The organism is Mesorhizobium sp. M0772 (genome assembly GCF_040320135.1).
Classification (GTDB): Bacteria; Pseudomonadota; Alphaproteobacteria; order Rhizobiales; family Rhizobiaceae; genus Mesorhizobium.
In genome coordinates this window covers 1-26,126 of record NZ_JAMYPB010000004.1, presented here as the reverse complement: position 1 = coordinate 26,126, position 26,126 = coordinate 1, and the positions used below count along the sequence as shown (strand labels likewise).

18 protein-coding genes, 1 tRNA gene and 1 pseudogene are annotated in these 26,126 nt (G+C 63.2%); 14 read left to right on the top strand and 6 right to left on the bottom strand.

The genetic code is table 11. The annotated features are described in order from the left end of the window. The first annotated feature begins 72 nt into the window (after nucleotides 1-72). The 8 genes from NKI06_RS03815 (at nucleotide 73) to NKI06_RS03780 (ending at nucleotide 6,854) form a co-directional block, all read left to right on the top strand. On the top strand, nucleotides 73-915 hold the full coding sequence (locus NKI06_RS03815; RefSeq protein WP_023712268.1) for an ABC transporter permease: 843 nt from the start codon (nucleotides 73-75) through the stop codon (nucleotides 913-915). Between the two features lie 186 nt (nucleotides 916-1,101). Then, nucleotides 1,102-1,893 carry an ABC transporter permease gene (locus NKI06_RS03810; protein WP_352984132.1) on the top strand — a complete coding sequence of 264 codons (792 nt, stop codon included), beginning with the start codon at nucleotides 1,102-1,104 and terminating at the stop codon, nucleotides 1,891-1,893. After that, nucleotides 1,890-2,963, top strand: a complete 1,074-nt coding sequence (locus tag NKI06_RS03805) for an ABC transporter ATP-binding protein (RefSeq protein ID WP_352757865.1) — start codon at nucleotides 1,890-1,892, stop codon at nucleotides 2,961-2,963. Before NKI06_RS03810 ends, NKI06_RS03805 begins: the two co-directional genes overlap by 4 nt. 9 nt (nucleotides 2,964-2,972) lie before the next feature. Next, nucleotides 2,973-4,247 carry a glycosyltransferase gene (locus tag NKI06_RS03800; protein WP_023672948.1) on the top strand — a complete coding sequence of 425 codons (1,275 nt, stop codon included), beginning with the start codon at nucleotides 2,973-2,975 and terminating at the stop codon, nucleotides 4,245-4,247. Further along, nucleotides 4,244-4,594 (top strand): cupin domain-containing protein, encoded by a 351-nt coding sequence (locus NKI06_RS03795; protein WP_023672949.1) that lies wholly within the window; start codon nucleotides 4,244-4,246, stop codon nucleotides 4,592-4,594. Before NKI06_RS03800 ends, NKI06_RS03795 begins: the two co-directional genes overlap by 4 nt. 21 nt (nucleotides 4,595-4,615) lie before the next feature. Beyond that, nucleotides 4,616-4,957, top strand: coding sequence for a cupin domain-containing protein (locus NKI06_RS03790; protein ID WP_023672950.1), 342 nt, complete (start codon nucleotides 4,616-4,618; stop codon nucleotides 4,955-4,957). A 23-nt stretch (nucleotides 4,958-4,980) separates the two neighbouring features. Beyond that, nucleotides 4,981-5,325, top strand: a complete 345-nt coding sequence (locus tag NKI06_RS03785) for a cupin domain-containing protein (protein ID WP_023672951.1) — start codon at nucleotides 4,981-4,983, stop codon at nucleotides 5,323-5,325. Nucleotides 5,326-5,345: 20 nt separating this feature from the next. After that, on the top strand, nucleotides 5,346-6,854 hold the full coding sequence (locus tag NKI06_RS03780) for an aldehyde dehydrogenase family protein (RefSeq protein WP_352984131.1): 1,509 nt from the start codon (nucleotides 5,346-5,348) through the stop codon (nucleotides 6,852-6,854). 55 nt (nucleotides 6,855-6,909) lie between these two features. Here NKI06_RS03780 and NKI06_RS03775 read toward each other — a convergent pair whose 3' ends face one another. Next, a complete protein-coding gene (locus tag NKI06_RS03775; RefSeq protein WP_031196023.1) occupies nucleotides 6,910-7,458 on the bottom strand; it encodes an invasion associated locus B family protein in 549 nt (182 codons plus the stop codon). A 261-nt stretch (nucleotides 7,459-7,719) separates the two neighbouring features. On the opposite strand from NKI06_RS03775, the gene NKI06_RS03770 reads away from it, so the two are divergent. From NKI06_RS03770 to NKI06_RS03750, 5 genes are all read left to right on the top strand, one after another. Continuing rightward, a complete protein-coding gene (locus NKI06_RS03770; RefSeq protein ID WP_352984129.1) occupies nucleotides 7,720-19,962 on the top strand; it encodes a beta strand repeat-containing protein in 12,243 nt (4,080 codons plus the stop codon). A 118-nt stretch (nucleotides 19,963-20,080) separates the two neighbouring features. Further along, complete coding sequence (locus NKI06_RS03765) at nucleotides 20,081-20,587, top strand: phage tail protein (protein ID WP_023672955.1); 507 nt, start codon at nucleotides 20,081-20,083, stop codon at nucleotides 20,585-20,587. A 12-nt stretch (nucleotides 20,588-20,599) separates the two neighbouring features. Next, entirely contained in the window at nucleotides 20,600-21,121 is a 522-nt protein-coding gene (locus NKI06_RS03760; protein ID WP_023672956.1) for a phage tail protein, read from the top strand. Nucleotides 21,122-21,130: 9 nt separating this feature from the next. Beyond that, nucleotides 21,131-21,658, top strand: coding sequence for a phage tail protein (locus tag NKI06_RS03755; RefSeq protein WP_352984127.1), 528 nt, complete (start codon nucleotides 21,131-21,133; stop codon nucleotides 21,656-21,658). Nucleotides 21,659-21,668: 10 nt separating this feature from the next. Further along, nucleotides 21,669-22,196 carry a GNAT family N-acetyltransferase gene (locus NKI06_RS03750; RefSeq protein WP_031203583.1) on the top strand — a complete coding sequence of 176 codons (528 nt, stop codon included), beginning with the start codon at nucleotides 21,669-21,671 and terminating at the stop codon, nucleotides 22,194-22,196. A 15-nt stretch (nucleotides 22,197-22,211) separates the two neighbouring features. On the opposite strand, the gene NKI06_RS03745 is transcribed toward NKI06_RS03750, so the two are convergent. Then, entirely contained in the window at nucleotides 22,212-22,790 is a 579-nt protein-coding gene (locus NKI06_RS03745; RefSeq protein WP_352984125.1) for a 2OG-Fe(II) oxygenase, read from the bottom strand. Between the two features lie 72 nt (nucleotides 22,791-22,862). Then, nucleotides 22,863-23,132 (bottom strand): DUF6916 family protein, encoded by a 270-nt coding sequence (locus tag NKI06_RS03740; protein ID WP_023672960.1) that lies wholly within the window; start codon nucleotides 23,130-23,132, stop codon nucleotides 22,863-22,865. Between the two features lie 239 nt (nucleotides 23,133-23,371). Between NKI06_RS03740 and NKI06_RS03735 the strand changes: the two genes are divergently transcribed. Beyond that, entirely contained in the window at nucleotides 23,372-24,166 is a 795-nt protein-coding gene (locus tag NKI06_RS03735) for a SapC family protein (RefSeq protein WP_352984123.1), read from the top strand. Nucleotides 24,167-24,206: 40 nt separating this feature from the next. Here NKI06_RS03735 and NKI06_RS03730 read toward each other — a convergent pair whose 3' ends face one another. From NKI06_RS03730 to NKI06_RS03720, 3 genes and pseudogenes are all read right to left on the bottom strand, one after another. Continuing rightward, nucleotides 24,207-24,437, bottom strand: a complete 231-nt coding sequence (locus NKI06_RS03730) for a hypothetical protein (protein ID WP_352984121.1) — start codon at nucleotides 24,435-24,437, stop codon at nucleotides 24,207-24,209. 60 nt (nucleotides 24,438-24,497) lie between these two features. Then, nucleotides 24,498-25,851, bottom strand: a pseudogene (locus NKI06_RS03725) (IS3 family transposase). 62 nt (nucleotides 25,852-25,913) lie between these two features. Further along, nucleotides 25,914-25,990 (bottom strand) — tRNA-Met (locus NKI06_RS03720). Nucleotides 25,991-26,126 lie beyond the last annotated feature (136 nt).

The window sequence follows — 26,126 nt, the reverse complement described above, 5'->3', positions numbered from 1 at the left end:
CAGCACTTCTGCCGCCGGCCCTGAGCGGTACCCGAGAAATTGTCCCAGACCCGACTTCGTTCCTCTCTGCTGATGGCCCCGGCGCTGGTCTGGCTGACCGCGCTGATGGTTATCCCATGCGCCCTGGTGCTGGCGCTCGCCTTCTTCCGGCGCGGCGTCTATGGCGGCATCGACTACACTTTGACGCTGGAAAATTTCGGGTTGGTCTTCGACCCGCTCTATGCCGGCATCTTACTCAAATCGGCGCGTATCGCCGGCACCGCGACCCTGATCGCGGTGGTGATCGGCTATGCCGCCGCCTATGCGATCGCGGCCGCCCCGCGCCGGTGGCAGCCGGTGTTCCTGTTTTTCGCCGTGCTGCCGTTCTGGTCCAACTACCTGATCCGCACCTATGCCTGGATCGTGCTGCTGAACCGCGAAGGCCTGATCACCCAGCTCTTGCGCTGGTTCGGCTACACCGGCGAACCGCCCTCGATGCTCTATACCGAAGGCTCGGTCATCGCAGGCCTCGTCTACAACTATCTGCCCTTCGTCATCCTCGCCTGCTACGCGCCGCTGTCACGCCTCAACCCGGAACTGGCCGAGGCCTCACGCGATCTCGGCGCCTCCGCTGCCACCACCTTCCGACGTGTCATCCTGCCGCTGACCGTGCCCGGCATCGCTGCGGGTGCTGTCTTCGTCTTTGTGCTGTCGATCGGCAATTTCGTCACCCCGGCGCTGCTTGGCGGCGGCCGCTTCCAGATGATCGGCAACCTCGTCTACGACCAGTTCCTGACCGCCAATGACTGGCCGTTTGGCGCGGCATTGGCGATGGCGCTGATCGCCATCATGCTTCTGGTGCTTATGGCGCAGGCGCTCGCCGCCGACCGCGCCGCGGGGCGTGCGGCTGAGGCAAGGGGTGACGCCTATGGCTGAGCGCCGCGCAATTCTTGCCTTCTCCCCGTTCACCGGGAGAAGGTGCCCCGAAGGGGCGGATGAGGGGCGGCGTCAACCTTTGCGACGCTCAACGCTGCCCCCCGTCTGCCTGCCGGTAGCTTCTACCCGCGAACAGGGAGAAGGACTCTGGTCGTTCGCTTGCCCTCCAATTGTCGGAGGCCGGCGATGACCCATTCCTTCACCCGTACGCTCGGCATGCGGACGATCCTCACCCTCGTCTTCGCCTTCCTCTACATCCCGATCGCCGTGCTGGTGGCGCTGTCCTTCAACGAAGGCGGATTGCCGACGGCATGGTCGGGCTTTTCGCTGAAATGGTATGCCTCGCTGGCCGGCAATTCCGCAATCCTTTCCGCTGCGCTCAACACGCTGATCGTGGCGTTGGTCTCCACGGCCATCGCCACGCTGCTCGGCACGCTGCTGGCCATCGGCATCGAGATGCGCCGGCAATACGGCAGGGGTCTCGAGGCGCTGATCTTCGCACCGATGATCATCCCCGACATCGTCCTGGCGATCGCTCTGCTGTCGTTCTTCTCCATGCTAAACCTGACCATGGGCCTGCACACCATCATCCTCGCCCATGTCGTCTTCAACCTCGCCTTCGTCTGCTCGGTGGTGCGCGCAAGGCTAAAGAGTTTCGACTGGTCGATCGTCGAGGCCTCCGCCGACCTCGGCGCCGCGGCTCTGACCACCTTCCGGCGTGTGACATTGCCGGTCATCGCGCCGGCAGTGATTGCCGGCGCTCTGCTTGCCTTAACGCTCTCGGTCGACGAGTTCATCATCGCCTTCTTCACCGCCGGTGCCGGCCGCGCCTCGACGACGCTGCCGATGCAGATCTACGCCATGATCCGCTTCGGCATCACGCCGGAGATCAACGCGCTGGCGACCATCGTCATGGCGGTATCCATCACCGCGCTGACCCTGTCGCAGCGGCTCAACCGTGGGATCATCGGCCAATGAGCGAACCGCGCACGCTGCTGGCCATTGATAACGTTTCGAAGAAGTTCGGCCGGGTCACCGCCGTCGATGGCATCTCGCTCGACATCCGCGAAAACGAGTTCTTCGCGCTGCTTGGACCCTCCGGCTGCGGCAAGACCACGCTGCTGCGCATGCTGGCCGGCTTCGAGACGCCAACCGACGGCCGCATACTGCTCGATGGCAAGGACATCGCCCGGACCCCGCCCAACAAGCGGCCGGTCAATCTGATGTTCCAGTCCTACGCGCTGTTCCCGCATATGAGCGTGCGCGCCAATGTCTCCTACGGGCTGGAGATGGAGCGCTTGCCGAAAGCTGAAATCCGTTCCCGCGTCGAGGCCATTCTGGCCACCACCGAGCTTGTCCCCTTCGCCGACCGTAAGCCTGAGCAATTGTCGGGTGGCCAGAAGCAGCGCGTCGCGCTCGCCCGCGCGCTGGTCAAACGGCCTCGATTGCTGCTGCTCGACGAACCGCTCGGGGCGCTCGACAAGAAACTGCGCGGCGCCATGCAGTTGGAGCTGAAGCGCCTGCAGCACGAAGTCGGCATCACCTTCGTCATCGTCACCCACGACCAGGAAGAGTCACTCGTCATGGCCGACCGCATGGCGGTGCTCAAGGACGGCCAGTTGCTGCAATGCGACGCGCCGCATGCGATCTACGAGCATCCCGCCGACCGTTTCGTCGCCGACTTCATCGGCGTAATGAATTTCGTACCGGGCAAGGTGTCTGCGGATGGCGTGATCGCCGCGAACGGCGCGCGCATTGCCGGCAAGGTTCCCGCCGCGCTTTCACCCGGCGCTTCCGCCGTGGCCTCGGTGCGACCCGAACGCATCCGGCTGTTCCCGTCACCCGAGACCGCCAACCGCACCGCCGGCATGGTCGAGGCGCTGGCCTATCACGGGCTGGACCTGCAGTTGCATATCCGCACGCCTCTGTCGCCAAAACCATTTCTGGTGCGCGTCACCGCCGATGCCGCCGACCGCCGGCCGGTCTCGTCGGGCGATCAGGTCGAACTCGGCTGGGACGCCGCCGATGTCAGAATTTTTCAGGAATAGGAGAGCTTGATGGCGCAGAAGACGATCGCGTTTTTTCCCGAAGCGGCCTACGGCCCGGCGCTCAATTCGGTCGGCATCGCGCAAGCGGTCGAGGCGCGCGGCCATAAGGCAGTGTTCCTGTCCGACCCCGGCTTTGTCGATGTCTACAAGGGTTACGGCTTCGAAGCGCATCCGGTGAACCTGTCGGAGCCGATGCCGCCCGAGCAGATGGCGAAATTCTGGGAAGACTTCATCAACGGCCACATCCCGAACTTCCGCAAATCGCCCTACGATCAGGTCGACAATTACGTGAAGGATTGCTGGACCGCGATCGTCGACAGCGCCAAATGGGCGCAGAAGGATTTGCCGCGAGTCCTGGCCGCCATCAAGCCTGATGTCATTTGCGTCGACAATGTGATCCTGTTTCCGGCCATCAAACAGTTCGGCAAGCCTTGGGTGCGCGTCATCTCCTGCTCGGAAAACGAGATCGAGGATGAGGACATCCCGCCGCATCTCTCCGGTTGCGGCGAGAACGACCATGTCGGCCACCAGCGCTATCGCGATCATTTCAATGCGGTGATCAAGCCCATCCACGACGACTTCAACGCCTTCCTCACCGCAAACAATGAAGCGCCATACCCGGTCGGTCAGTTCTTCGAGGCCTCGCCCTATCTCAATCTCCTGCTCTATCCCGAAGCGGCAAAGTTCAAACGCCGCCATCCGCTTGATACGACAAAATTCCAGTATCTCGAAGGCTGCGTGCGGCAGGAAAAGCCATACGCCGTGCCGACCTTCGCCGAGAACAATGACGGGCCGCTGCTCTATGTTTCCTTCGGCAGCCTCGGCGCCGGCGATGTCGATTTGTTGAAGCGCATCATCACAACACTGGGCAAGACCCGTTACCGCGCGCTGGTCAATGTCGGCGGCTATAAGGACCTGTACACGGATGTGCCGGACAACGTCATCGTCGAGAGCTGGTTTCCGCAGCCTTCAGTCATCCCGCAGGTCGATGCCGTCATCCACCATGGCGGCAACAACTCGTTCACGGAGTGCCTCTATTTCGGCAAGCCGGCCATCATCATGCCCTATGTCTGGGACGGCCACGACAACGCCACCCGCGTCCAGGAAACCGGCCACGGCTTCGGCATGCCGCGCTACGACTGGAGCGACGCCCAGTTGGTCAGCAGGATCGAGGCTTGCCTGACCGACCCCAAGATGAAGGCCAAGCTGGCGAAGACCTCGTCGCAGATGCGGGCACAGAACGGACCGGAAAAGGCCGCAGGGTTGCTGGAGAAGTTGCTGTGACCTCCTCCGCCCCGCACCTTTACCAAGCCTCCACCCGCACCGACCTCGTCGACTGGGGCGCCCAGTCCGACGCGCTCGACGGCGCGTCGCACTCGACCGGCAGGCTTGTCCACAAAGGACCCAACAACCAGCCGGAATCCGGCATCTGGGTCTGCACGCCCGGCCGCTGGCGGCTCTCGATTCCGCGCGACGAATTGTGCCATTTCGTCGCCGGCCGCGCGACGTACCGGTCGGATGCTGGGGAGGTGGTAGAAGTCGCAGCCGGGACCGTGGTCATGTTCCCTGCCGGCTGGACAGGCGAATGCACCGTGCATGAGACCATGCGCAACGTCTACATGCTGGCTTGAACAGCAACGGAGCTTCCCAATATGCCGACACCGCACTGGCCAAAGGCCTCGACCGTGAAACTGGAGGACTGGGGCGGGGGCAGCAACACGCTTGCCGGCTCGCCGCGCGCCTCGGGCAGGATCCTCTCGCAGAACCCGGACGGCTCAAGCGAATGCGGCCTGTGGTCGTGCACGCCAGGCAGCCGCAAGGTTACCTTTGCCGCCGACGAGTTCTGCCATTTCCTGTCGGGCCGCGGGACCTATGTCCGCGAGAATGGCGAAGAGATCCCGGTCGAGGCCGGCATGCTGGTGTTCTTCCCCGCCGGCTGGGCCGGCACCTCCACCATCACGCAAACACTGACCAAGGCCTTCATGTGCCGCTGAGCACTTTTTTAAAGGAAATCGCCATGACCACGCCCATCATGCAATCCCCGCTTGCCATCACCGACCTCGTCGACTGGGGCGTCATCCCGACCATGATCGAGGGCGTGTCCCACACCTCGGGCAAGCTGCTCTACAAGGGGCCGGAGGGCCGTTCGGAATGCGGCCTGTGGGTCTGCACCCCCGGCAAATGGCACTGCCATGTCACCCGCGACGAGTTCTGCCACTTCCTCGAGGGCCGCTGCACCTATGTGCACGAATCGGGCGAGGTCATCCAGATCGAGCCGGACACGGCGGCGTTCTTTCCTCAGAATTGGAAAGGCGTCTGCACCGTCCATGAGACCATCAAGAAGGTCTACATGATCCGCTGAGCGGACCTGAAAGGACGACCATGCAATTCTCCGCTGAACGGCCGGCTTTCTTCGTCAATCCGGACTACCGGCCGATGACCGGCACGGCAAAACCGGTGATCGATCCGGCGACGCTGGAGACCGTCGGCTCGATCTCCGCCGCAACGGACGGTGAGGTCGATGCGGTGCTGTGTGCCGCAACCACGGCACAAGCCGCCTGGAAGCAGCTCGATGCCAAGAGCCGGGCAAAGCATCTGCATGCGGTCGCCAACGCCATCGAGGCGGCGGACTTCACGCGCTGCGCCGAGCTGATGGTGCGCGAGATGGGCAAGCCTTATCCCGAAGCGATCGGCGAGATCGCCAATTGCGCGCCGATCTTCCGCTACTATGCCGAGATGGCGCGCGACGACGCCGGCAAGATCGCCGGTACGACGCAGGCCGGGTCGTTCCAGTATGCGCGCTACGAGCCGTATGGCGTCTCCGTGCACATCATGCCTTACAACTTCCCGATCCTGCTGATGTGCTGGACCGTCGCGGCCTCGCTTGCCGCCGGCAATGGCTGCGTCATCAAGCCGGCCGAAGCGACGACGCTGTCGACGCTGGACTACATGACGGTGTTCCGTTCACTGCCGGAAGGGCTGGTCGCCTGCCTGCCTGGCACGGCCACCACCGCGCAGGCGCTGATCGCCTCCGAACGCATCCACGCTGTCGCCTTCACCGGCTCGGTCGCCGCCGGCAAAGCCGTGGCAGTCGCCTGCGCCGAGCGCATGAAGCCTTGCGTCATCGAAGCCGGCGGCAGCGATCCGCTGATTGTCAGCGAGTACGCTCCGCTGGAGGTGGCCGCTGCCGGCAGCGTCACCGCAGCCTTCCACCTCACCGGCCAGGTGTGCACTTCGGCCGAGCGCTTCTTCGTCGTCGATTCGGTTCACGATCGCTTCGTCGAGCTGTTCGCCGAGAAGACGCGGGCGCTGCGCATCGGCAATGGCATGGACAAGACCGAGATCGGCCCGCTGGTCAGCGAGGCCGCGCGAGCGAAAGTGATGCGGCTGGTCGATGATGCCATCAGCAACGGCGCTATAGCCGTTGCCGGCGGGCGCATTCCGCCGGCGCACAACACTGGCTGGTTCTACGAGCCTACGATCCTGACCGGGGTTACACCCGATATGGCGATCGTGCGCGAAGAGTGTTTCGGACCGGTCGCCGCGATCTGCCGCGTCAAGGATTTCGACGAGGCGATCCGGCTTGCCAATGACAGCCCGTTCGGCCTCGGCGCCTCGGTGTTCACCACCGACCTCGCCGAGGCGCATGAGGCGGCCGAGCGGCTCGAGGCCGGCATGGTCTGGGTCAACAACCCGCTGATCGACAATGACGCCTTGCCCTTCGGCGGCTGGAAGGCATCAGGCCTTGGCCGCGAGCTGGGACGCCAGGGACTCGACGCCTTCCGACGCTCCAAGATGGTCATCATCGACCACAGACCGGCGATCCAGGACTGGTGGTATCCTTACCCCGACAGCTGGTTCCGCGAGACAGGCGGCCGCAAGCACGTGTGAGCCCGGCCAGTCCATAACGTAAGCTGATGCTTACGCATCTGCCGAGATAGGCCGGCTATTTCAACGCTTGAAGCTTGTCGATCGCGGCAGTGAATCCGGCAAGCGAGACCGGAATGGTCACCGGCTTGCGCGTCACCGACTCCATGCCGATGTTCAGGTTGGTTCCCGATTTCATCGCCTTGACGAGGTCCGCCGACAAAGGGGTCGCGGCATAGGCGCCGTTCTGGTCGCTGGTCTGGATGGCAATGGTCGTCTTCTGCCCCTGGTCGATCTGGTACGAGGCGCCGGAAGGCAGGAACAGCCCGTGCGGCAAGGCCAGCAGCATGGCGAGGTTGCCATTGCCGTTGTCGCGGCGAACCGTAACGGTAAGAACGCGCTGCCCCGTCTTGGCCTCGGTAAGGTTTTGGGAGACCTGGCATTGAAGCTCGATGCCGGCCGATCCGCTGGCGCAGTTTAGCGCCCACGGATTGCCTTCTGCAGGCTTGGTCTCGGCAGATGTGGTTGACTTCGGCTCTTCGGCAAGCGCCGACCCTGCCGTCACGACCAGCCATAGCGCGCCGACCCAGGCGGCCCGGCCACAAACGGTTCTCAGCAATGAAGCCACCCGATCCTCGTCGTGTCAGGGTTTCGCCGAGCGCGTTGATACAACAGCCGAGCCTGGCGGGGAAGCCAATACGGTACATGAGCTCAGGCTAAATTACTGTTGCTGAATTGTCACAATAAACAACTTTGAAATCTTGTACGTGTAAAGCAAACAATCATGCTCGCTATACACTGGGATTCGGATAGTATTAGCGACGGAGCGTGTACTCGTCGGGGTTCGCAAGGGATGGAGACGACCGAGAAAACTCGGCAGATCAATGACATGGCGACGCACGGAAGAAGCTTCCGGGCGAATAGCAAGTATCGCCGGTCAGGTTTTTCCAGGCATCTCTGGAAGACGACTGCGCTGTCCACTCTGGCACTTGCCCTTTCCGGCATAGCCGCCCATGCCGGCGACACCGGACTGTGGCAGCCGCAGGTCCGCGCCATCATCGGCGCCAACAACAATGGCGGCAACACGGCGATCGAGGGTTTCCTGCCGCTGAAGCAGAACCTCGAATCCGTTCTCTTTCTCGATGTGCGCTCGAAATACGATTTCGACGACGGCTTCGGCCAGGACGTCGGCCTCGGCGTTCGCCGCATCGTGAATCCGGATCTGATGATCGGCGGCTACGCCTATCTCAACATCCAGAACCACGACAGTCACCAGTTCGTCGCCTCGACGCTCGGCCTCGAGGCCATCACCTCAAAATACGATGCGCACGTAAACGTCTATCTGCCGATCAGCGGCGACCGCAGCACGGCCGGGCAAGAGTCGAGCCTGTCGCTGGTCGGTCATCAGCTGATCGAGCAGATATCGGCCATCGCCCACCGCGATTACGCGGCCTGGGGCATCGAGGGCGAGGTCGGCGTTCAGGTGCCGCTCAACCTGCCCGAGAACCATTCACTGCGTTTCGATCTCGGCGCCTACCATTTCGGCGATCCCGACGGCGACGACGGCAGCATCACCGGCGCCAAGGCCGGCCTGGAATATTCGATCGGCGACGTCATCGGCAAAGGCACGTCGCTGACCTTCACCGGCGAGGTGCGCAACGACAACCGCGATGACACCCAGTTCGCCGGCAGCATCCGGCTGACGGTGCCGCTCAACGCTTTCGACAAGGGCTCGTCTTCGGCCGATGACGGCGCCGAGCCGGTCTATCCGGTCAGCCCCGGCCTGCGCAAACGCGTCAACGAGCGCGTGCGTGGCGACATCGGCGTTCGCATCGAGAGCCAGGACAAAGTTACCGGCACGTCGACGCGGGTGGCGATCAATGCCGCCACCAACACGGCATTCGGCCAGTTCTTCTTTGCCGATGGTGACAACGACGCGCTCGGCCTCGGCACGATCGGCGACCCGACCACGCTCGACAATGCGGTCGCCGGCGCCGGCGCGAACGCCGTCGTCGTCGCGCTCGGCGGCAAGGGCAACATTACGACAGCCGGTGTGACGCTCGCCAACGGCCAGACCGTCATCGGCGGTGGCGGGGGCGTCCAGGCGCGGCTCGTCGACGGCAGCATCGGCACCTACAATTTCGGCGGATCCAACGGCACCCTCCAGGGCACCAACCCCGCCAACAACGTCCTGACGCTCGCCAACGGCAACACGCTGAGCGGCATCATCATCACAGGCGGCAAGGACGGCATCTTCGGCAACAACATCACCGGCGCCACGTTGACCAACGTCACGGTCACCGGCACCGGCGGCCACGGCGCCGACTTCACCGGTACATCGACCGGCGTCAATGGCTCGAACTTCACCGCGACCGGCAACGGCCTCGACGGACTGCACATCGAAGGCGACGGCACCTATAACTTCACCGGCACGACGCTACTGCAGGGCAATGGCGACGACGGCCTGGATATAACCGGCCACGGCACCTACACTTTCGCCACCCTCAACTCGCTCGACAACAACGATGCCGGCATTACCGTGAAGGGCACCGGGGTCGCCGGCTCGATCACCATCAGCGGCGGCCAGGTGTCGGCCAACAAGGCGCTCGGCGACGACGGCGTCGGTGTCTTCATCGATCCGATCACCGCCCATATCGTGCTCGATTCGATCACCCAGACCGGCGGCGCATCCGGCGTCGTCCTCGATCATGTCTCGGGCAACTTCACCGTCAACGGCGCGACGACGATCTCGAACACGACCGGACCCGCCATCGCGATCACGGAATCGCCGGCGGCGATCCGTTTCGGCGACATCAACATCACCAATCCCGGCTCGGACGGCATGGTGTTTGCGGGCGCCAACACATCGATAATTGCCGGCAACATCGTCATTGCTGGCCTCGGCTCCGGCGTCGGCCTCGATTTCTCCGGCAGCCAGACCAATTTCAGGGCGCAGTCGCTCAACATCACTGGCACAGGCGCCGCCGGCTCGATCGGCATCGATCTGTCTTCGCCGAGCGCGGGCGGGGCGACGATCGTCATCACCGATGGCGGCGCGATCGCCAATGTCGATACCGGCGTGCGCTTCGGCATTTCCGGCTCGCTGGCCAATTCGGCCAATGCCCAATTCAGTTTCGGCGGCGGCTCGATTGCCGGCATCACCGCCTCGCTCGACGCGCGGGGGCTCAACCAGACGCTCGGGCTCTATGCTTTCGGCTCGACGACCTTCAGCGGCCCGCAGCTGTTCGACCAGCAGAATGTGATTTTCGTCGGCGCGACCGCGACCGGTTCGGGCACCGGATCCTCGCTGCTCGACCTGGCGACGGTCGCGACGGCCGATGCCAATACCGACGGCACCGCGATCTTCGTGCTGGTCAATCGCGGCACGGACATAGACGATGCGGACGGCTTCTCGCTGAGCGCCGGCCAGACGCTGGCTTCGTTCGGCAATGGCCGCACGTTCTCGCTCGGCGGCATCCCGATCAATGTGACGGGCGACAATGTCGTGCACAGCAGCACCGTCTCCGACGCCGGCGGCGCAGCCACGCTGACCAATAGCGGTGCCGGCGACACGGTGACGCTCGCCAACAATACCTCGCTGCTCGACTTCAACCTGTCCAATACCGGTGGCGGCAACGCGGTTCACGGCAGCGCCGTCAGCAATGTCACAATGACGGGCCTAGCCGTCAGCGGCGCCGACCTGAACGGCTTGCTGTTCGACGGCACCAATACCGTTGCCGCCACCAGCCTCAGCTCGACCAACAATGGCGGCGCCGGCTTGTCGATCCAGGGCGACGGAACCTATTCGTTCAACGGCACGACGACGCTGTCGAACAACGGCACCGACGGCCTGTTGATCAACGGCAACGGTACCTACGGCTTCGAGACGCTTGACGCCAAGGTCAATGGCGGCAGTGGCGTCGACGCCACATCGACGGGCGCCGGCAAGCTGACGACCACTGGCGGAACGATCTCCGGCAATGGCGGCAACGGATTCAGCGCATCCCAGATTGGGCTCGATGTCACGCTGACCAGCCTCAACCAGATTAGTGGCGGGACCGGTGTCGGCCTCACGAACGTCACCGGCAGCTTCGATATCTCCGGCTCGACGGCGATTTCGAACGTCGCAAACGGCATTGTCATCCAGAATAGCTCGGCAACGGTAGGCTTTGGCGGCAATGTCACGGTCACCGCTCCTTCTGGCTCTGGTATCATACTGGCTGCCAATTCCGGTGCCATCACTTTCGGCGATGTCGCGATCGACCAGCCGGGCCAAAACGCGATCGACATTTCCGGTACGAACGGCACGATCAGCTTCGCCAACATCGACATCACCGGCCTGCCGACCGGCAAGACCGGGCTCGACCTGTCGGGCAGCCAGTCGACCTTCACCGCCACCTCGCTCGACATCACCGGCGCCGGCACTTCGACCGGCATCGACCTTTCCGGCACCACCGGCGGCTCGGTGACGATCGGCACCGGCGTCATTTCCGCCGGCACCGGCGTCCAGATGGGCACGCACGGCGCGCCCGGGACCAGCGCCAACACCACCTTCTCGTTCGGTGCCGCCGGCGGCGCATCGATCACGGGGACCACCGCCTCGCTCGACATGCGCGGCCTGCTGGCCGGCAACGGCACCTATGCTTTCAACGCCACCCATTTGGTCGGCCCGCAGCTGTTCGACACCGCCAACGTCATCTTCGTCGGCGCAGCAAACACCGGAACCGGCTCCGGCGCGAGCGTTGGCGACCTTATCAACGCCGACGCCGCCGACGGTCTGACGACCGACGCCAACACCATCTTCGTCCTTGTCAACAGCGGCGCTGGAACCATCAACACCGATGCCGACGGCTTCACGCTTGCCGACGGCCAGCAGATCGTCTCCTTCGCCAACGGCAACACCGTCGCTCTCGGCGGGCCGCCGGCCAACGTCACCGGCGCCGAGGTGGTTACTTCGGGCACCCAGGTCGATCCGTTCGGCAATGGCGCCGCCACCCTCAACAACTCGGCCGGCAGCACCATCGATCTCGCCAACGGCAACCGCGTCGCCGACCTCAGCGTCAGCAATGCGGGTTCGGGCTCGGCGATCAACGGATCGAATGTAAACGCGGCCACCATCACCGGGGTGACGATCAGCAGCGCCGTAACCGGCATCGACCTGACCGGCGCAACGGGTGCGATCAACATCACCAACACGACGATGGGCGGCGTCAGCGGCACTGGCCTGCTGGCCAGCAACTTCGGCGGCACCGGCACCTTCAACAATTTGGACATCACCGGCGCCGGTATCGGCGTCAGCGTCACGGGCGGTTCCACGGGCACGCTGACCTTCGACAATGCGAGTTCGATCGCCGGCACGACGGGCACGGCGCTCAGCATTCTTGGAGCAACGCCTAACCTCACCTACAACGGCACCATCAATCAGACGAGTGCCGCGAGCGCGGTCATGATCAGCGGCATGACCGGCGGCTCGGCCACCTTCGACGGCCAAATCACCGCCAGCACCGGCGCGGCCAACGCCATCGACCTGACCGGCAATGCCGGCGGCACGATCAATTTCACCGGCGGGCTCGACCTCACCACCGATGGCGGCCTTGCCTTCAGCGCCATCAATGGCGGCACGCTCACCGTCACCGGCACTAACACGACCGCATCTGGGCTCGGCCCTGTCGAAAACGGCATCCATCTCGGTGGCGCCGGCGGTTTGACCATCGGTGCAGGCGGCGTCATTTTCGACAGCGTCACCGTCGACGGCTCAGGCGGCGCCGTGCAGACCGGCATCCTCATCGAAAACACCAGCGGCGGCAGCGTCACCTTCGGCGCTGTCGACATCAATCGCGTCAATGGCGACGCCATCCGCCTCACCAACGTGGCCAACGCCGTTACCTTCAATGGCACGACGACGATCGACACGGTTGTTGGCGGTGGCCCCGGCTTCGTGGTGCAAGGCAGCGCCGCGACGGTCAATGTCAACAATCTGGTGACGACGCTGGTTTCGGGCGACGACGTCAGCCTGACCAACAACACCGGCACGATCAACATCGGCGGCACCATCACCGGTTCCGGCACCGGCAACGGCGTCGTGGTTTTTGGCGGCAGCGCCGCGATCACGGTCTCGGCCAACATCTCCAGCTCGGCAACAGCACCAGGCACGGCGGTCAAGATCGACGGCACCATCGGCGGCTCGGCCCAGTTCAGCGGCAGCGTCACGTCGACCGGCACCGGAAATCTGTTCGCCATCGGCTCGACATTGCCCCCGGCAGGCGGTGCGTTCAGCTTCACCGGCCCGACCCTGTCGGCGAGCGGTGGCGGCGGCGCGGTGGTCGGTGGCCTGATCGGCACCGCAACGTTGAATGTTACCACCCCGCTATCGATCACCAATGCCTTGGGCACCGGCCTGTCCGTCTCCGGTGTCGCGAGCACCGCATCGGCAACCTTCGGGGCGGTGACCGTGACGGGCGCCGGCGGCATCGGCATCAACATTGTCGGCAATGCCGGCCCGGTGACCTTCGGCACGACCCAGGTCACGCTGGGCACCACGAGCGGCACTGCCGGCATCAACTTCGCTGGCACCAACAACGATGTCAGCTTCGGCACGACCACCATCGACGATGTCGGCGCCAACCAGACCGGCATCGACTTCAGCGGCTCCTCGACGACGGCCGATTTCGGCCTGACGACGATCACCGGCCTGGGCGACCTGACCTCGCGCGGCATCGACCTGTCGTCGACCACCGGCAACAAGGTCATCACCTTCCTGCGGGGCTCGAAGATCGACAATGTCGGCATCGGCGTCGAATTGTCGTCCGGCCAGACCACGGCGACCTCCGCCAATGCCAACTTCACCTTCGGCGACGGCGATTCGACCGACGGGCTGGAATCCTTCATCATCGCCGCCGCCGGCGGCTTCACCGTCAACACGGTCGGTCTCGATCCGACGCTCGGCAACTACGATTTCGACGACGTGTTCTTCACCGGCAGCGCCAACCTCGCCACCGCGCCCGGTTCGATCACGCTGGTCTCGCAGTCGGGCGGCTTCATCGCCGCCGGCACGACCGGCAATCTCAGCATGGGCGTCAACACCATTTCGCTCGCCGCCGCCGATGCGCTGACCGGCACGCAGAACTTCGCCTTCGTCGGCACGATCAATCTCGGCGCCACCGCCTTCACGCTCGATTCCGGCCAGACGATCACCGGCTTCGGCAACAGCAATGTGGTTTCGACCGGCACGATCCAGCCGGCCAACGTCCAGGGCAATTTCGGCGCCACCGGCGGCAACATCACCGGCGACGAGGCCGTGGTCAGCGGGACGGCCAACCTGATGCAATTGCTCGGCGACAACGCCGTGCGCCACACCGCTTTCGACTTCAGCAGCGCGGCCGGTGCCGCCTTCCTCATCGATCAGAGCGCGGTCGGCTTCAGCAATGCCAGCGGCATCACCATCGAAGGCGTGACGATCAGCAACGTCGCCGCTGGTCAGACGGCCATCCAGGTCGCCGGCCTCAACGGCAATCTGTCGATCATCAACAACAACATCAACGTTGCCGGCACGCTGCTCGACGTCAACGGCGGCACCGGCACCATTTCGGTGTCGCGCGGCATCCTGCCCAACAGCGCCACTCCGGGAACGCTGACCGGTGGCGGCATCAATATCGCCAACCGCACCGGCGGCGCGGTGACCTTCACCGACCAGGTGACGATCACCGGCGGCAACGGCGTTTCGATTTCGGGCGGCAGCGCGGCAGCTGCGGTCAACTTCAATGGCGGCCTCGACATCACGACATCGTTGGCCACCGGCCTCAGCCTTTCGGGACTGAATGGCCTCACCGTCGCCAATGCCGGTTCGACGACGATCAACGCCACGGGCCAGACCGCGCTGTCGCTGCAAGGCACACTCGGCGCCGGCGGCGTCAATTTCGACAGCATCACCTCGAGCGGCGCCACCAGCGGCATCATCCTCAACGGCGTCACCGGGGCGGTGAATGTCTCCGGCGCAACCAGCATCACCGGCACCGGCAGCTTCGGCATCGACGTCACCGGCGCCAACACCGGCACGTTTACCTTCAACACGGTGACGGTGAACAACGTCGCGACGACCGGCGGCGGCATCAACTGGGTCAGCGGCAACCTCAACATCGCCGGCCTCGCCAACATCGACACGAGCAGCGGCGTCGGCTTCTCGCAAAGCGCCGGCACGGTGAACTTCCTCAACGGCCTGACCATCGATACCACCAGCGGCACCGGCATTGTCGGGACCGGTGGCGTTATGGGCATCACCGCTTCCGCTGCAGCCCAGACGGTAAATTCGACCAGCGGCCAGGCGATCAACCTCATCAACGTCGCCGCCAGCATTGCGCTCGACTCGACCTCGTCGGGCGGCGGCACCAACAATGTTGGCCTGGCCAATGTCACCGGAACAGTCAGCCTCGGATCCGGCGCATTGAGCGGCGCTTCGGGCGTCGCATTCCTGCTCAATGGCAGTGCTGCGACCGTCAGCTATGGCGGCACGGTCACCAAGACCACCGCCGGCAAGATCGTCGACATCTCCGGCGTCACCGGCGGCACGGTCACACTGTCCGGCGCGCTCAGCGCCACCGGCGGTTTCGACAATGGTATTTATGTCCACGGCAACTCCGGCGGGACCATCACTCTCAGCGGTGGCACGAAGACGCTGACCACTGGCGCCAATACGGCGGTCGACTTGACGACTAACACCAGCGCGACGATCAACTTCGATACGGGTGGCCTGGTGATTACCACCACCTCCGGCACGGGCTTCAACGCCAGCGGCGGTGGCACGGTCAGCGTCGGCGCGCTCCTCAGCGACAACAGCATCACCACGACGGCCGGCGGCACCGCGTTGAACCTCAATGGCGTTACGATTGGCGCTGCGGGCATGAATTTCGACAGTGTTTCGGCCACTGCCGCCGCAACCGGCATCTCGCTGACCAATATCGCCTCGTCGGGCGGCGGCGCCATCATTCTCGGCACGGTCAACCTGCAAGGCATCACCACGCGTGGTGTCGATGTTTCCGGCGCGCTTGGCGCGGCGCTGTCCTTCAACGATCTCGACATCGGCCTGAACAGCACCACGGGCGTGGCCTTCGACCTCAACGGTGCCACCATCAATGCGGCGGTGACGGCCAATGACTTCGATGTCACCAATGCCGCCGCCGCCGGCACCTCGATAGGCGTCGACCTGCGTGGCGCCACTGGCGGCCAGACGGTACGCCTCGGCGATGCCGTTGTCGGCGGCGCCAGCTCCAGCATTGCCGGCGTCAACACCGGCGTGTTCCTCAACAGCGCCACCAACCTCGCTTTCACCTATGGCGACGGCGAATCGGCGACCGACCAGCTCTCGACCATCGGCGCCAATGTAGGCATCGACGCATCCAGTGCGCCGGTTGCCGGCACCTACAATTTCCAGGATGTGAACTTCCAGTCGGCTCCCGGCCTGGGCTTCGGAGTCGGCAAGGTCTATTTCGTCGGCGCGTCCGCGACCGGTGACGGCAGCGGTCGCGACCAGAACAATCTCGCGACGCTGGCCACCGCCGAAGCAGCAGCCGTGGCGACGGACATCCTGGTTCTCGTCAACGATGGCGGCACCATCTCCGCGGCAGGCAGCAATGGCAACGACACGCTGGCTCTCGCCACCGGCGAGCAGGTGCGCGGCTTCGGCAACGGCAACATCAATCTGGCGCTGACGGTGCCCTCCACCATCCAGCTCGCCAGCAACAGCATCTCGATCATCGACCAGACGCCCAATGGCGCCGCGACGCTGACGACGAGCGCCGGCAACAATGTCATCACGCTCGGCGCCAGCGGCAACATCATCGACAGCTTCATCCTGAATGGCAGCCCGGCGGGTGCCGCGCGTGGCGTCAAGGACAATGGCGCGGGTGCTGCGAATACCGTCATCAGCAACATGACCATCAGCAATTTCGCCACGCAGGGTATCGAGATTACCCCGTCGAACAGCACGACGATCAACAACGTTACTTTCTCCGGCAACGCCAGCGATGTGTGGCTGAACGCGTCCAACACCACCATCACCAACGTCACCAGCACCGGCGCCACCGGCATTGCTTTCAAACTCGACAACACCACCGGCACGACGACGCTGACCAACGTCAACATCACCACGGCGGCGAGCGGAACCGGCATCGCCTTCGGCGGCGCGTCGGGCGCTGGCGGCACGATTGCCGGTACCAATGTCGATATATCGGGCGGCAGCGGCCTTTCGGTGACCAGCGGCAACGCGGTGATCAGCTTCGACGGCGCCAGCTCCATCATCAGCACGTCGGGCGCGGCGGCCACGATCTCGACCCGCGCTGGCGGCAGCTTCACCTTCGCCGGCTCGGTGATCGCCAACGGCGCTGCGAGCGGCATTAGTATTTCCGGCGCGACGGCGGCCAATACGGTGAGCTTCACCGGTACGGTCGATCTCGGCACCACGACGCCGATGACCGGCACCGCAGTCGCAATCAACAACGGCGCCACGGCCTCGACCGTCAGCTTCGCAAACCTCGACATCGTCACCAACGGCACCACCGGATTCAGCGCCATCAATGGCGGCACGGTCAATGTGACGACCGGCACGGTGAGCTCCACTTCCGCGCAGGCGGTCAACCTCAACGGCATCGCCACCACCACCGGCATCAATTTCACCTCGACCAATTCGACCGGCGGCACCAACAACGTGTCGCTGACCAATGTCACCGGCGCCGGCACTGTCAGCCTCGGCTCCGGTGCGCTCGGCGGCGCGACCGGCGCGGCCTTCCTGGTCACCGGCGGCTCGGCCAATGTCAGCTATGCCGGCTCGGTCACCAAGACCACGGCCGGAAACGTCGTCAGCATCTCCACCCGCACCGCCGGCACCACGACATTGTCGGGCACTCTCAGCGCCACCGGCGGCGTGGCCAACGGGATCCTCGTCAACGCCAACACCGGCGGCACGATCAACTTCTCCGGCGCCAGCAAGATACTGACCACCGGAGCCAACAATGCCGTCGACCTGACGGCGAACACCAACACCGCGGTCAACTTCACCGGCGGCGGCCTAGCCATCACCACCACCTCCGGCACCGGCTTCAACGCCACGAGCAACGGTACTGGCACCGTGACCGTTATCGGCTCGGGCAACACGATTTCGACCGGCAGCGGCGTCGCGGTCAACCTTGACAGCGTTGCCATCGCGGCGGGCGGCGTGACCTTCGCTTCCACGAACAAAGGCGCCGGCGGCACCAGCGCCGTCATCCTCGATACCGTCACCGGTTCGGGAGCGATCGACCTCGGCACCGGCGCGCTGGTGGGCGGAACAAGCGCCGTGATCCGTATCGGCGATGGCCTAGGCACCGCCAACAGCGGCGGCACGGCGGCCTTCACCTATGCCGGCGCGATCACCAGCGGCAGCACCGGCCAGGCGGTCAACATCCAGGATCGCGCCCTGACCGCCGGCAACATCACCCTGTCGGGCAACATCACGCATAATGCGGCGGGCCAGATCGGCATCCTGCTGGACGACAATGTCGCCGGCATCATCACCTTCTCCGGCGCGTCGAAATCGATCACCTCGACCACGGCGGCTGGCGTCAGCCTGAGCGACAATGCCGGCGCGACGATCAACTTCACCAATGGCGGGCTGGTCATCGCCACGACCAGCGGCGCCGGTTTCAGCGCCACCGGCCCCGGTCCGGCAGCCACCACCGGCGGCACGATGACGGTGCAGGGCACCGGCAACACCATCGTGTCCGGCACGGGCACGGCCCTTAATGTCGCCAACACGACGATCGGCGCCGGCGACGTGACGTTCAGGAGCATTGCGTCCAATGGTGCAGCCAACGGCATCGTGCTCAACAACACCGGCACCAGCGGCAATCTGGTGGTGACCGGCACCGGCGCGACGGGGGGCAGCGGCGGCACGATCCAGAACTCGACCGGCGATGGCGTCAGCCTGACCGACACTCAGGATGTCAGCCTGAGCAACATGATTATCAGCGACAATGCGGGCAACGGCATAAAGGGCCTGCGCGTCAACGGTGTGGTGCTCAACGGTCTGACCCTGAACAGCAATGCCGATGCCAACACCGAGTCCGGAATCCTGTTCAACGAACTTACCGGCAACGCCTCGCACGTCACCACGTTCACCAACCTTACGGTCTCCAACTCATTCACCCATAACGTGCAGGTCATCAATTCCGGCGGCACGTTGGCGAACCTGGTGGTGAGCGGCGGCACGTTCTCGAACAACGGCGCCTCGAACAATGCCGGCAGCGACTTCATCTTCGAGGCGGACGGCGCCGGTGTCGCCGGCGCGCCGACGATGACGCTGACCGTCGACGGCGCAACCTTCACCGGCAACAACGCCTATCCCGGACCGGGAGTCATCCCTGGAACCGGTCTGTTCGTCATTGCCAATGACGGCACCGTCAACGCTCACATCGGCGAGACCACGGGAAATCTATTCAACAATCTGAACAACGGCATCAACCTTACCCAGAGCAGCAATTCCGGCGCCGGCACGGGCGGCAATCTGAATTTCACCGTCCGGAACAACACCGTCACCAACAGCGACTCGACGGCCATCAACGTGTTCAGCAGCGGCGACCTCGCACGGACGCTTGACGGCACAATCGCCAACAACGTCATCGGTACGCAAGGCGTAGCAACCTCGGGATCGCGAACCGGCAACGGCATCAGGGTTGGGCATGAAAGCCTCGGCGTCGCCAAGGTGCTGATCGACAACAACATTATCCAGAGCATCGGCGTCAACGGCATAAGCGGTGGCGACAGCGTCTCGATCACGCAGCTCGTGCAGCCGGGCACCGTGCACGCGACGGTCACCAACAACACCATTCGCGACAATGCCGACAGCCGCGGCATCACGGTCACCGCCACATTTGCCGGCGCTATCATCAATGCCGACGTTCATGCCAACACCATCACCAACGTCAACAACGCCAATGCCATCCGCTTCCTCGCGGACGGCCTCGGCGGCGCCGACGGCACGATCAACGTACCGCAGGCGAGCGAGGCCGGTATCGAAACCGTCAATGGCGGGGCAACGGCACTGACGGACACCCGGACGTTCTTCAACCAGCCGCTGCCACTGCTGCCTGCCGCGACACCGTAGTCAGCAACCTTGGATTTCGTCCTAGGAAATATATTTTATGAATTTGATATCGACTTGTTGTCTTGCTTAGGCATAATACAAGAATTCAGACAGTAAGCGGCCAACGGAGGGAACGGGGATGAGTGAGCCTTATTTAGGTGAAGTCAAGATCATTTCCTGGAACTATGCACCGCGCGGCTGGGCATTTTGTAACGGCCAGTTGTTGCCGCTTAACCAGAACCAGCCATTGTTCTCACTTCTTGGCACCAGGTACGGCGGCAACGGCCAGACAAATTTTGCCCTTCCGGATATGAGGGGACGTGCGCCGGTTCATACGGGCGGCCCTATTGGTGCAATTGTCGGCGGCCAGGGCGGCGAAGAGTTTCACACGCTCACGCTCGGCGAAATGCCGACACACAACCATTTCGTCAACGCATCGAACACTGCCGGCAACGTCAACAATCCATCCGGCGCGCTGTTGGGGGCGAACGCCAGCCCGATCTATCAGCCGCCTGGCAGCGCGGTGGCTATGGCGAAGGAAAACATCACTTTCGTCGGTGGCGGCCAGCCGCATGAGAACAGATCGCCCTATCTCGTCTTGAATTTCATCATTGCCCTGCAAGGCATATTCCCGTCGCGAAATTAAGAGGACGCTTCGATGAGCCAACCTTTTGTCGGCGAGATCAGGATGTTCGGTGGCAATTTCCCTCCGAATGGCTGGGCGTTCTGCCAAGGCCAGTTGATGCCGATCTCCGAGAACGAAACCTTGTTCAATCTGATCGGTACGACCTATGGCGGCGACGGGGAGGAAACATTCGCCCTGCCCAACCTCGCATCCCGCATCCCCGTCCATGCTGGCAAGGGCCCGCTGGTCAGCCAGACCTATATCATCGGAGAACTGGGCGGGGTCGAATCCGTCACTGTTTCAACCCAACAAATGCCGAACCATTCCCATACCTGGACCGGTTCGTCGAATATCGCCAAGAATCCGGGTCCGTCCGGCGGTGTCCTGGCGACATCGAGCCTGCTGACGCCCTATGTGGGTATCGCACCTGATGGCAACATGGCCGCCGGAGCCATTTCGCCGGCCGGCGGCAGCCAGCCTCACGACAATATGGTGCCGTTCCTCGCCGTCAGTTTCATCATCTCGCTATTTGGCATCTTCCCCCAGCAAAGCTAGAGACTTGCCATGACCAATCCGTTCGTCGCCGAAATTCGAATTTTTGCCGGAGATTTCGCCCCGACGGGGTGGGCGACCTGCGATGGCCAGCTCCTGCCAATCTCGCAGAATACGGCGCTGTTTTCGCTGCTGGGCACAGTTTACGGCGGCGACGGCAAGTCGACCTTCGCGTTGCCGAATATGGCTGGCTCCGCGCCCATGGGGCAAGGACAGGGCAATGGCTTGTCGGAGCGGTTTCTCGGCGAGACGGGTGGCGAAACGTCCATCACCCTTCTGCAAACGGAAATGCCGCAACATAATCATTTTGTCGCGATATCCACCGAGAGTGGCGCCCAGGGAACTCTTACCGATGCGGTTGTTCTGGGGAAATCGGGGGGCGGAACGCTGTATCAGAACAACACTTCGCAAAATCTGGTCCAGATGGACCCCCAGGCACTGAGCATGACGGGCAGTACGTTGCCTCACAACAACCTGCCTCCCTATATGGCGATGACGTTCATCATTGCTATGCAAGGCGTTTATCCGGCGCGTCCGTAAGCGCCACTCCATGATCCAGCTTCCGATTGTGGACAACGGGCCTGTTATATTTTGCTGGGTGCGCGCGGCGCGGATTGATCTGACGTTCCGCCCGATGGCGGACACCGATCTGCCGTTCCTGTCGGCGCTCTACGCCTCGACCCGCGCCGAAGAACTTGCCGTCACGCCGTGGAGCGACGCGCAGAAAACGGCGTTCCTCGACATGCAGTTTCAAGCGCAGCACGCGCATTACCAGAAATACTATCCCAACGCCGACTGGCTGGTGATCGAGCAGGCAAGGCAAGATATCGGTCGCCTGTATATCGAGCGCTCGGCGAGCGAGCATTGCATCATAGATATCGCCTTCCTGCCGGCGCATCGCGGCAAGGGGTCTGGCGGTGCGTTGCTCGCCGATCTCATCGATGAGGCCGCCGCCGTCGGCAAGTCGGTCTCGATCCATGTCGAGAAGAACAATCCAGCGCGGCGGCTCTACAAGCGCCTCGGCTTCACCGTTGCCGAGGACAAGGGCGTCTACGACCTGATGATCCGTTCGCCGTAAGGGCCGTGCCGGTCGTCACGTGCCGCGATACCAGGAGACGATGGTGAAACGTTCGTTGCACGTGACCGGCGTGACTTCATGCGTCGTTTCCGAGCGAAAGGCGACGAGAGAGCCCGGCAATGCCGGCATGGCAATGCGCAGGTCCGGGCCGCTGTAAGGCCCATGCAGGACCAGCGAGCCGCCTGCATAGCTTTCTGGCGAAGGGTTGTCCGATTGACGGTTGAGAAAGATCACCACCGAGATCTTTCGGAACCGCGACTCGTCGTGAATGAGCGGCGTATTGCCATCCTGGTGCGGCACAAAGAAATCGCCTTGCCGATAGTGAAGGAACTGAGGTTTCTCGACCTGGCCGAGCAGCAGCCCGAAATGCCGCTCCAGAGCCGCCTTCTGCTGCGCCAACAGGGCACTCACTCGCTCTTCAGTGGCCTGCGAAACATCGGCGCGCACGGTCTTTCGGATCTCCGGCCATGCCATCTTCTGGTCGGCACGCCCCAGCAGGCCGGCCGGACGGCTCAAGGCCGCCCGAATTTCCGCGCACAGTGCGCTACACGCCGCTCCGTCAAATACGTCCGCAATCTCGATATAGTCGATCATATGTCGAGCCGCCGCGCTGCCAAATCGCCCTGATGGCCGGAGCGTCCCCGTGGCCGATCCGGTCGAAAAAAATCAGTTGAATACCGCCTCGTAAAGCCGCCCTGCCTCATCGGCAGCGATCGGCACGATGAAGATCTCATGGGCGCCGCTTTTGCCGTTGAACCGATAGATAGCCTGCGGCAGCGCCGCGTCGCGCGGCCCCCTGAACAGCAGCGTGAAGCCACCGCCGTCGCGCGGGCTGTTGGCAATGGGCTGCACCGCGCTCAGTTCCATCGTGAGCGTCTGACCGCCGGCTTCGACGGAAAAGCTCTGCCCCTGCTCGAAATCCGAAAGCGATGCCATGCGCCTGCCCTGGTTCGTCTGTCTTTCAGACGGCTCTCTTGAGATGTCTATCCCGTCAACCAATCTCGCCGCTTCATGGCGTGCTGTCTATAGAGCTCGATCTCCAGAAGTACAAAAGAGCACGATCGAACAACGATGTAGATTTATCCCGCTAATGTCGGGGTAGATCAGTCGTCAGCGCGTTGCGCCCTCGCCGACGCTGGCCTAAACCGGAATGGTATAAGAGGAGAACACTAGGGATGACTGACGCGAAAACAGACACGGCCCCGGCCGGAAGCACCGCGACCAACGCGCTGCCGCTGTTCTACAAAAAACCCGAGGCGCTCAATCCGCTGCGGCACGGCTCACTCGGCCTTACGGCGCGGGCCGATTTCTCCTTTTCCCGCACCGCGCACGCCATCCCCGTCGTCGCATCGGAAATGCCCGCGGCGATGCGCTCCTATCCGATCGTTTTCATTGGCGACGCCAAGGCGCCTGTCATCATCACCGGTCTGCGCCAGGACCAGAACCTGTTCGTAGGCGCCGACGGCAAATGGGCGGAGCCGCATTACATTCCCGCCTATGTCCGCCGTTACCCCTTCATCCTCGCCGATGAATCGAAAACGACCGGCCGCCTGACGTTGTGCATCGACCGTGCCAGCGAACGCGTCGTCGAGCAGATGCCTTCGTCCAAGGACAGCGACGAGATCGCGCCCTTCTTCGACGGCAACGAGCCGGCCGAGGCCTCGAAGCAGGCGCTCGCCTTCTGCAGCCAGTTCCAGACCGACTTCAATGCGACTCGCGCCATGATCGACAAGATCGACGCGCACGGCCTGTTCGCGCCGCGGCAGAGCAAGGTGACGCTGGAGGGCGGCGAGACCCTCAACCTCACCGACTTTCAGGTGATCGACGAGCCGGCCTTCAACAAATTGAGCGACGAGGCGTTTCTCGATCTCAGGAAATCCGGCGCGCTTGCGCTGCTCTATTGCCATCTCGCCTCGAGCAACAGCTGGACCTCGCTGGTCTTCCAGGCGTCATTGCGGCGAGCTGGCTGACGCGGCCCGCGACGAAAAGCTTCGGCAAGGCGCGGGTTGTTTAAATCAACGGTTCGCGCCTTCGTACGACGATCTCTCCGCCGCTCGAATCATGCTGTTGTCGTGCAGATCGCTTGCCATGACGGGTTGGCGAACTCCCAATGCTCGACGTGTAGCTCTCGGCGAAATGCGCCGAGGCGGCATCAATCCCCCGGTTCGCGGACCTCTCAATAAAGCCGAGCACGCCAACCTTGCTGCCCTCCTCAATCGTTGAATAGCCGGTCGTGGCCATCGATCACGGTCCGAACGCAAAAAGCCCGCGTGATGAACTGACCCCATAAAGTTGGACGGTTCATTGAGTTGGCAGGTTTAAGGGCTGGTTCCTGTATTGCACAGGGGCCAGCCCTTTCAGTTTCAGTTTGATGCGGCGGTGGTTGTAGTAGTCGATGTAGTCCGTGATGGCGTCGTCCAGGCTTTGAACGGTGTCGAAGGTTCCGGGATGGAAGAGCTCGGATTTGAGGATGGCAAAGAAGCTCTCCATTGGGGCGTTGTCGAGGCAATTGCCTTTGCGTGACATGCTCTGTTGAAGGCCTCTGGCTTCAGCCTGCGTTGGAATGCCGACATTTGATACTGCCATCCCTGATCGGAATGCAGGATCGGCCTTTCGTTCTCACCAAGCCGGGCGAGGGCTTTGGTCAGCATATTGTCCACCAGTTTGAAGCGTGGCCGCCGCGCCGTCTCGAACGCGACGATCTCGCCATTGTAGAGATCCATGACCGGGGACAGATAGAGCTTGTCGCCGGCCAGGCTGAACTCCGTCACGTCGGTCACCCATTTGCGGTTGGCGCGGTCGGCGCCGAACTTGCGCTGCAACAGATCGGGAGCGGTCCGCCCAGCCTCGCCCCTGTAGGAGCGATACTTCTTCGGCCTGACCAGCGACTTCAATCCCATCCCGGCCATCAGGCTCTGGACGGTCTTGTGGTTGACGCGCCGGCCCAACCGGTGCAGTTGCGCAGTCACCCGGCGATAGCCGTAGCGACCCTTGTGGCTGTCGAAGATGGCCTTGATCACCGCCTTCAGCGCCGCATGGCGGTCCGAGCGCTTCGCTGCTTTCTGTCTGTAATAGAACGTGCTGCGCGCAAGCTTCGCCAGCTCGAGCAGCCCCTCAAGCGAATGCAACGGCCTTAACGCCTGGACGGCTTGCGCTTTTTGGGCGCATGTCCCTGCGTTAAGGCCTCCAGTTTTTTTAGGTAGTCGTTCTCCATCCGCAGATGCTTCAGCTCAGCCAGCAGTTCTTCGCGGCTTTTGGCCTCGTCACTGGCTGCAACAGGCACTGCGGGGGACGGCGGCTTTGACATGGGTCGTCCTCTGGGACGTGGGCCGAGCGCCTCTATCCCGCCCGCATGATAGCGCTTCTCCCAGCCCGTCAGGCAACTGGCATTGCGGATATTGAACAATGCAGCCGTCTGCCGATACGACAGACCTTCCTCCCACATCCGCTCAAGCACCGACAGCCTGAACGCCGCGTCATAACGATCGTACTTGGCAGATAGCCCGGCATCTCCATGGGCCTGGTACAACGCAACCCACTTGCGAACAGTGGCCGCATCAACGCCATGCATTGACGCCGCGCTCGCGTAGCCCTCATCCTCGCCTAAATAGATGTCGACAACCGAGCGCTTGAAACTCTCGCTGTATTTGGACATGCAAAACCCCCGAAGGTTGTGTCCAACTTTCGGGGGTCAGTTCACGAAGCGGGCTTTTTTGTTGGTTGCGGGGACAGGATTTGAACCTGTGACCTTCAGGTTATGAGCCTGACGAGCTACCGGGCTGCTCCACCCCGCGTCACCTCCAAGGCAAGCTCTTGCTTGCTCCGGACTCTCCAAGGCAAGCTCTTGCTTGCTCCGGACTCTCCAGGGCAAGCTCTTGCTTGCTCCGGATCTGAAGCAAGCGTTTGCTTGCTTATCTGGACGTAAGCCTA

Bases quoted from the DNA above. Each gene is read 5' to 3' on its own strand.
- NKI06_RS03815 (WP_023712268.1), top strand. From the start codon at position 73: ATGGCCCCGGCGCTGGTCTGGCTGACCGCGCTGATGGTTATCCCATGC.
- NKI06_RS03810 (WP_352984132.1), top strand. From the start codon at position 1,102: ATGACCCATTCCTTCACCCGTACGCTCGGCATGCGGACGATCCTCACC.
- NKI06_RS03805 (WP_352757865.1), top strand. From the start codon at position 1,890: ATGAGCGAACCGCGCACGCTGCTGGCCATTGATAACGTTTCGAAGAAG.
- NKI06_RS03800 (WP_023672948.1), top strand. From the start codon at position 2,973: ATGGCGCAGAAGACGATCGCGTTTTTTCCCGAAGCGGCCTACGGCCCG.
- NKI06_RS03790 (WP_023672950.1), top strand. From the start codon at position 4,616: ATGCCGACACCGCACTGGCCAAAGGCCTCGACCGTGAAACTGGAGGAC.
- NKI06_RS03785 (WP_023672951.1), top strand. From the start codon at position 4,981: ATGACCACGCCCATCATGCAATCCCCGCTTGCCATCACCGACCTCGTC.
- NKI06_RS03780 (WP_352984131.1), top strand. From the start codon at position 5,346: ATGCAATTCTCCGCTGAACGGCCGGCTTTCTTCGTCAATCCGGACTAC.
- NKI06_RS03770 (WP_352984129.1), top strand. From the start codon at position 7,720: ATGGCGACGCACGGAAGAAGCTTCCGGGCGAATAGCAAGTATCGCCGG.
- NKI06_RS03765 (WP_023672955.1), top strand. From the start codon at position 20,081: ATGAGTGAGCCTTATTTAGGTGAAGTCAAGATCATTTCCTGGAACTAT.
- NKI06_RS03760 (WP_023672956.1), top strand. From the start codon at position 20,600: ATGAGCCAACCTTTTGTCGGCGAGATCAGGATGTTCGGTGGCAATTTC.
- NKI06_RS03755 (WP_352984127.1), top strand. From the start codon at position 21,131: ATGACCAATCCGTTCGTCGCCGAAATTCGAATTTTTGCCGGAGATTTC.
- NKI06_RS03750 (WP_031203583.1), top strand. From the start codon at position 21,669: ATGATCCAGCTTCCGATTGTGGACAACGGGCCTGTTATATTTTGCTGG.
- NKI06_RS03745 (WP_352984125.1), bottom strand. From the start codon at position 22,790: ATGATCGACTATATCGAGATTGCGGACGTATTTGACGGAGCGGCGTGT.
- NKI06_RS03740 (WP_023672960.1), bottom strand. From the start codon at position 23,132: ATGGCATCGCTTTCGGATTTCGAGCAGGGGCAGAGCTTTTCCGTCGAA.
- NKI06_RS03735 (WP_352984123.1), top strand. From the start codon at position 23,372: ATGACTGACGCGAAAACAGACACGGCCCCGGCCGGAAGCACCGCGACC.
- NKI06_RS03730 (WP_352984121.1), bottom strand. From the start codon at position 24,437: ATGGCCACGACCGGCTATTCAACGATTGAGGAGGGCAGCAAGGTTGGC.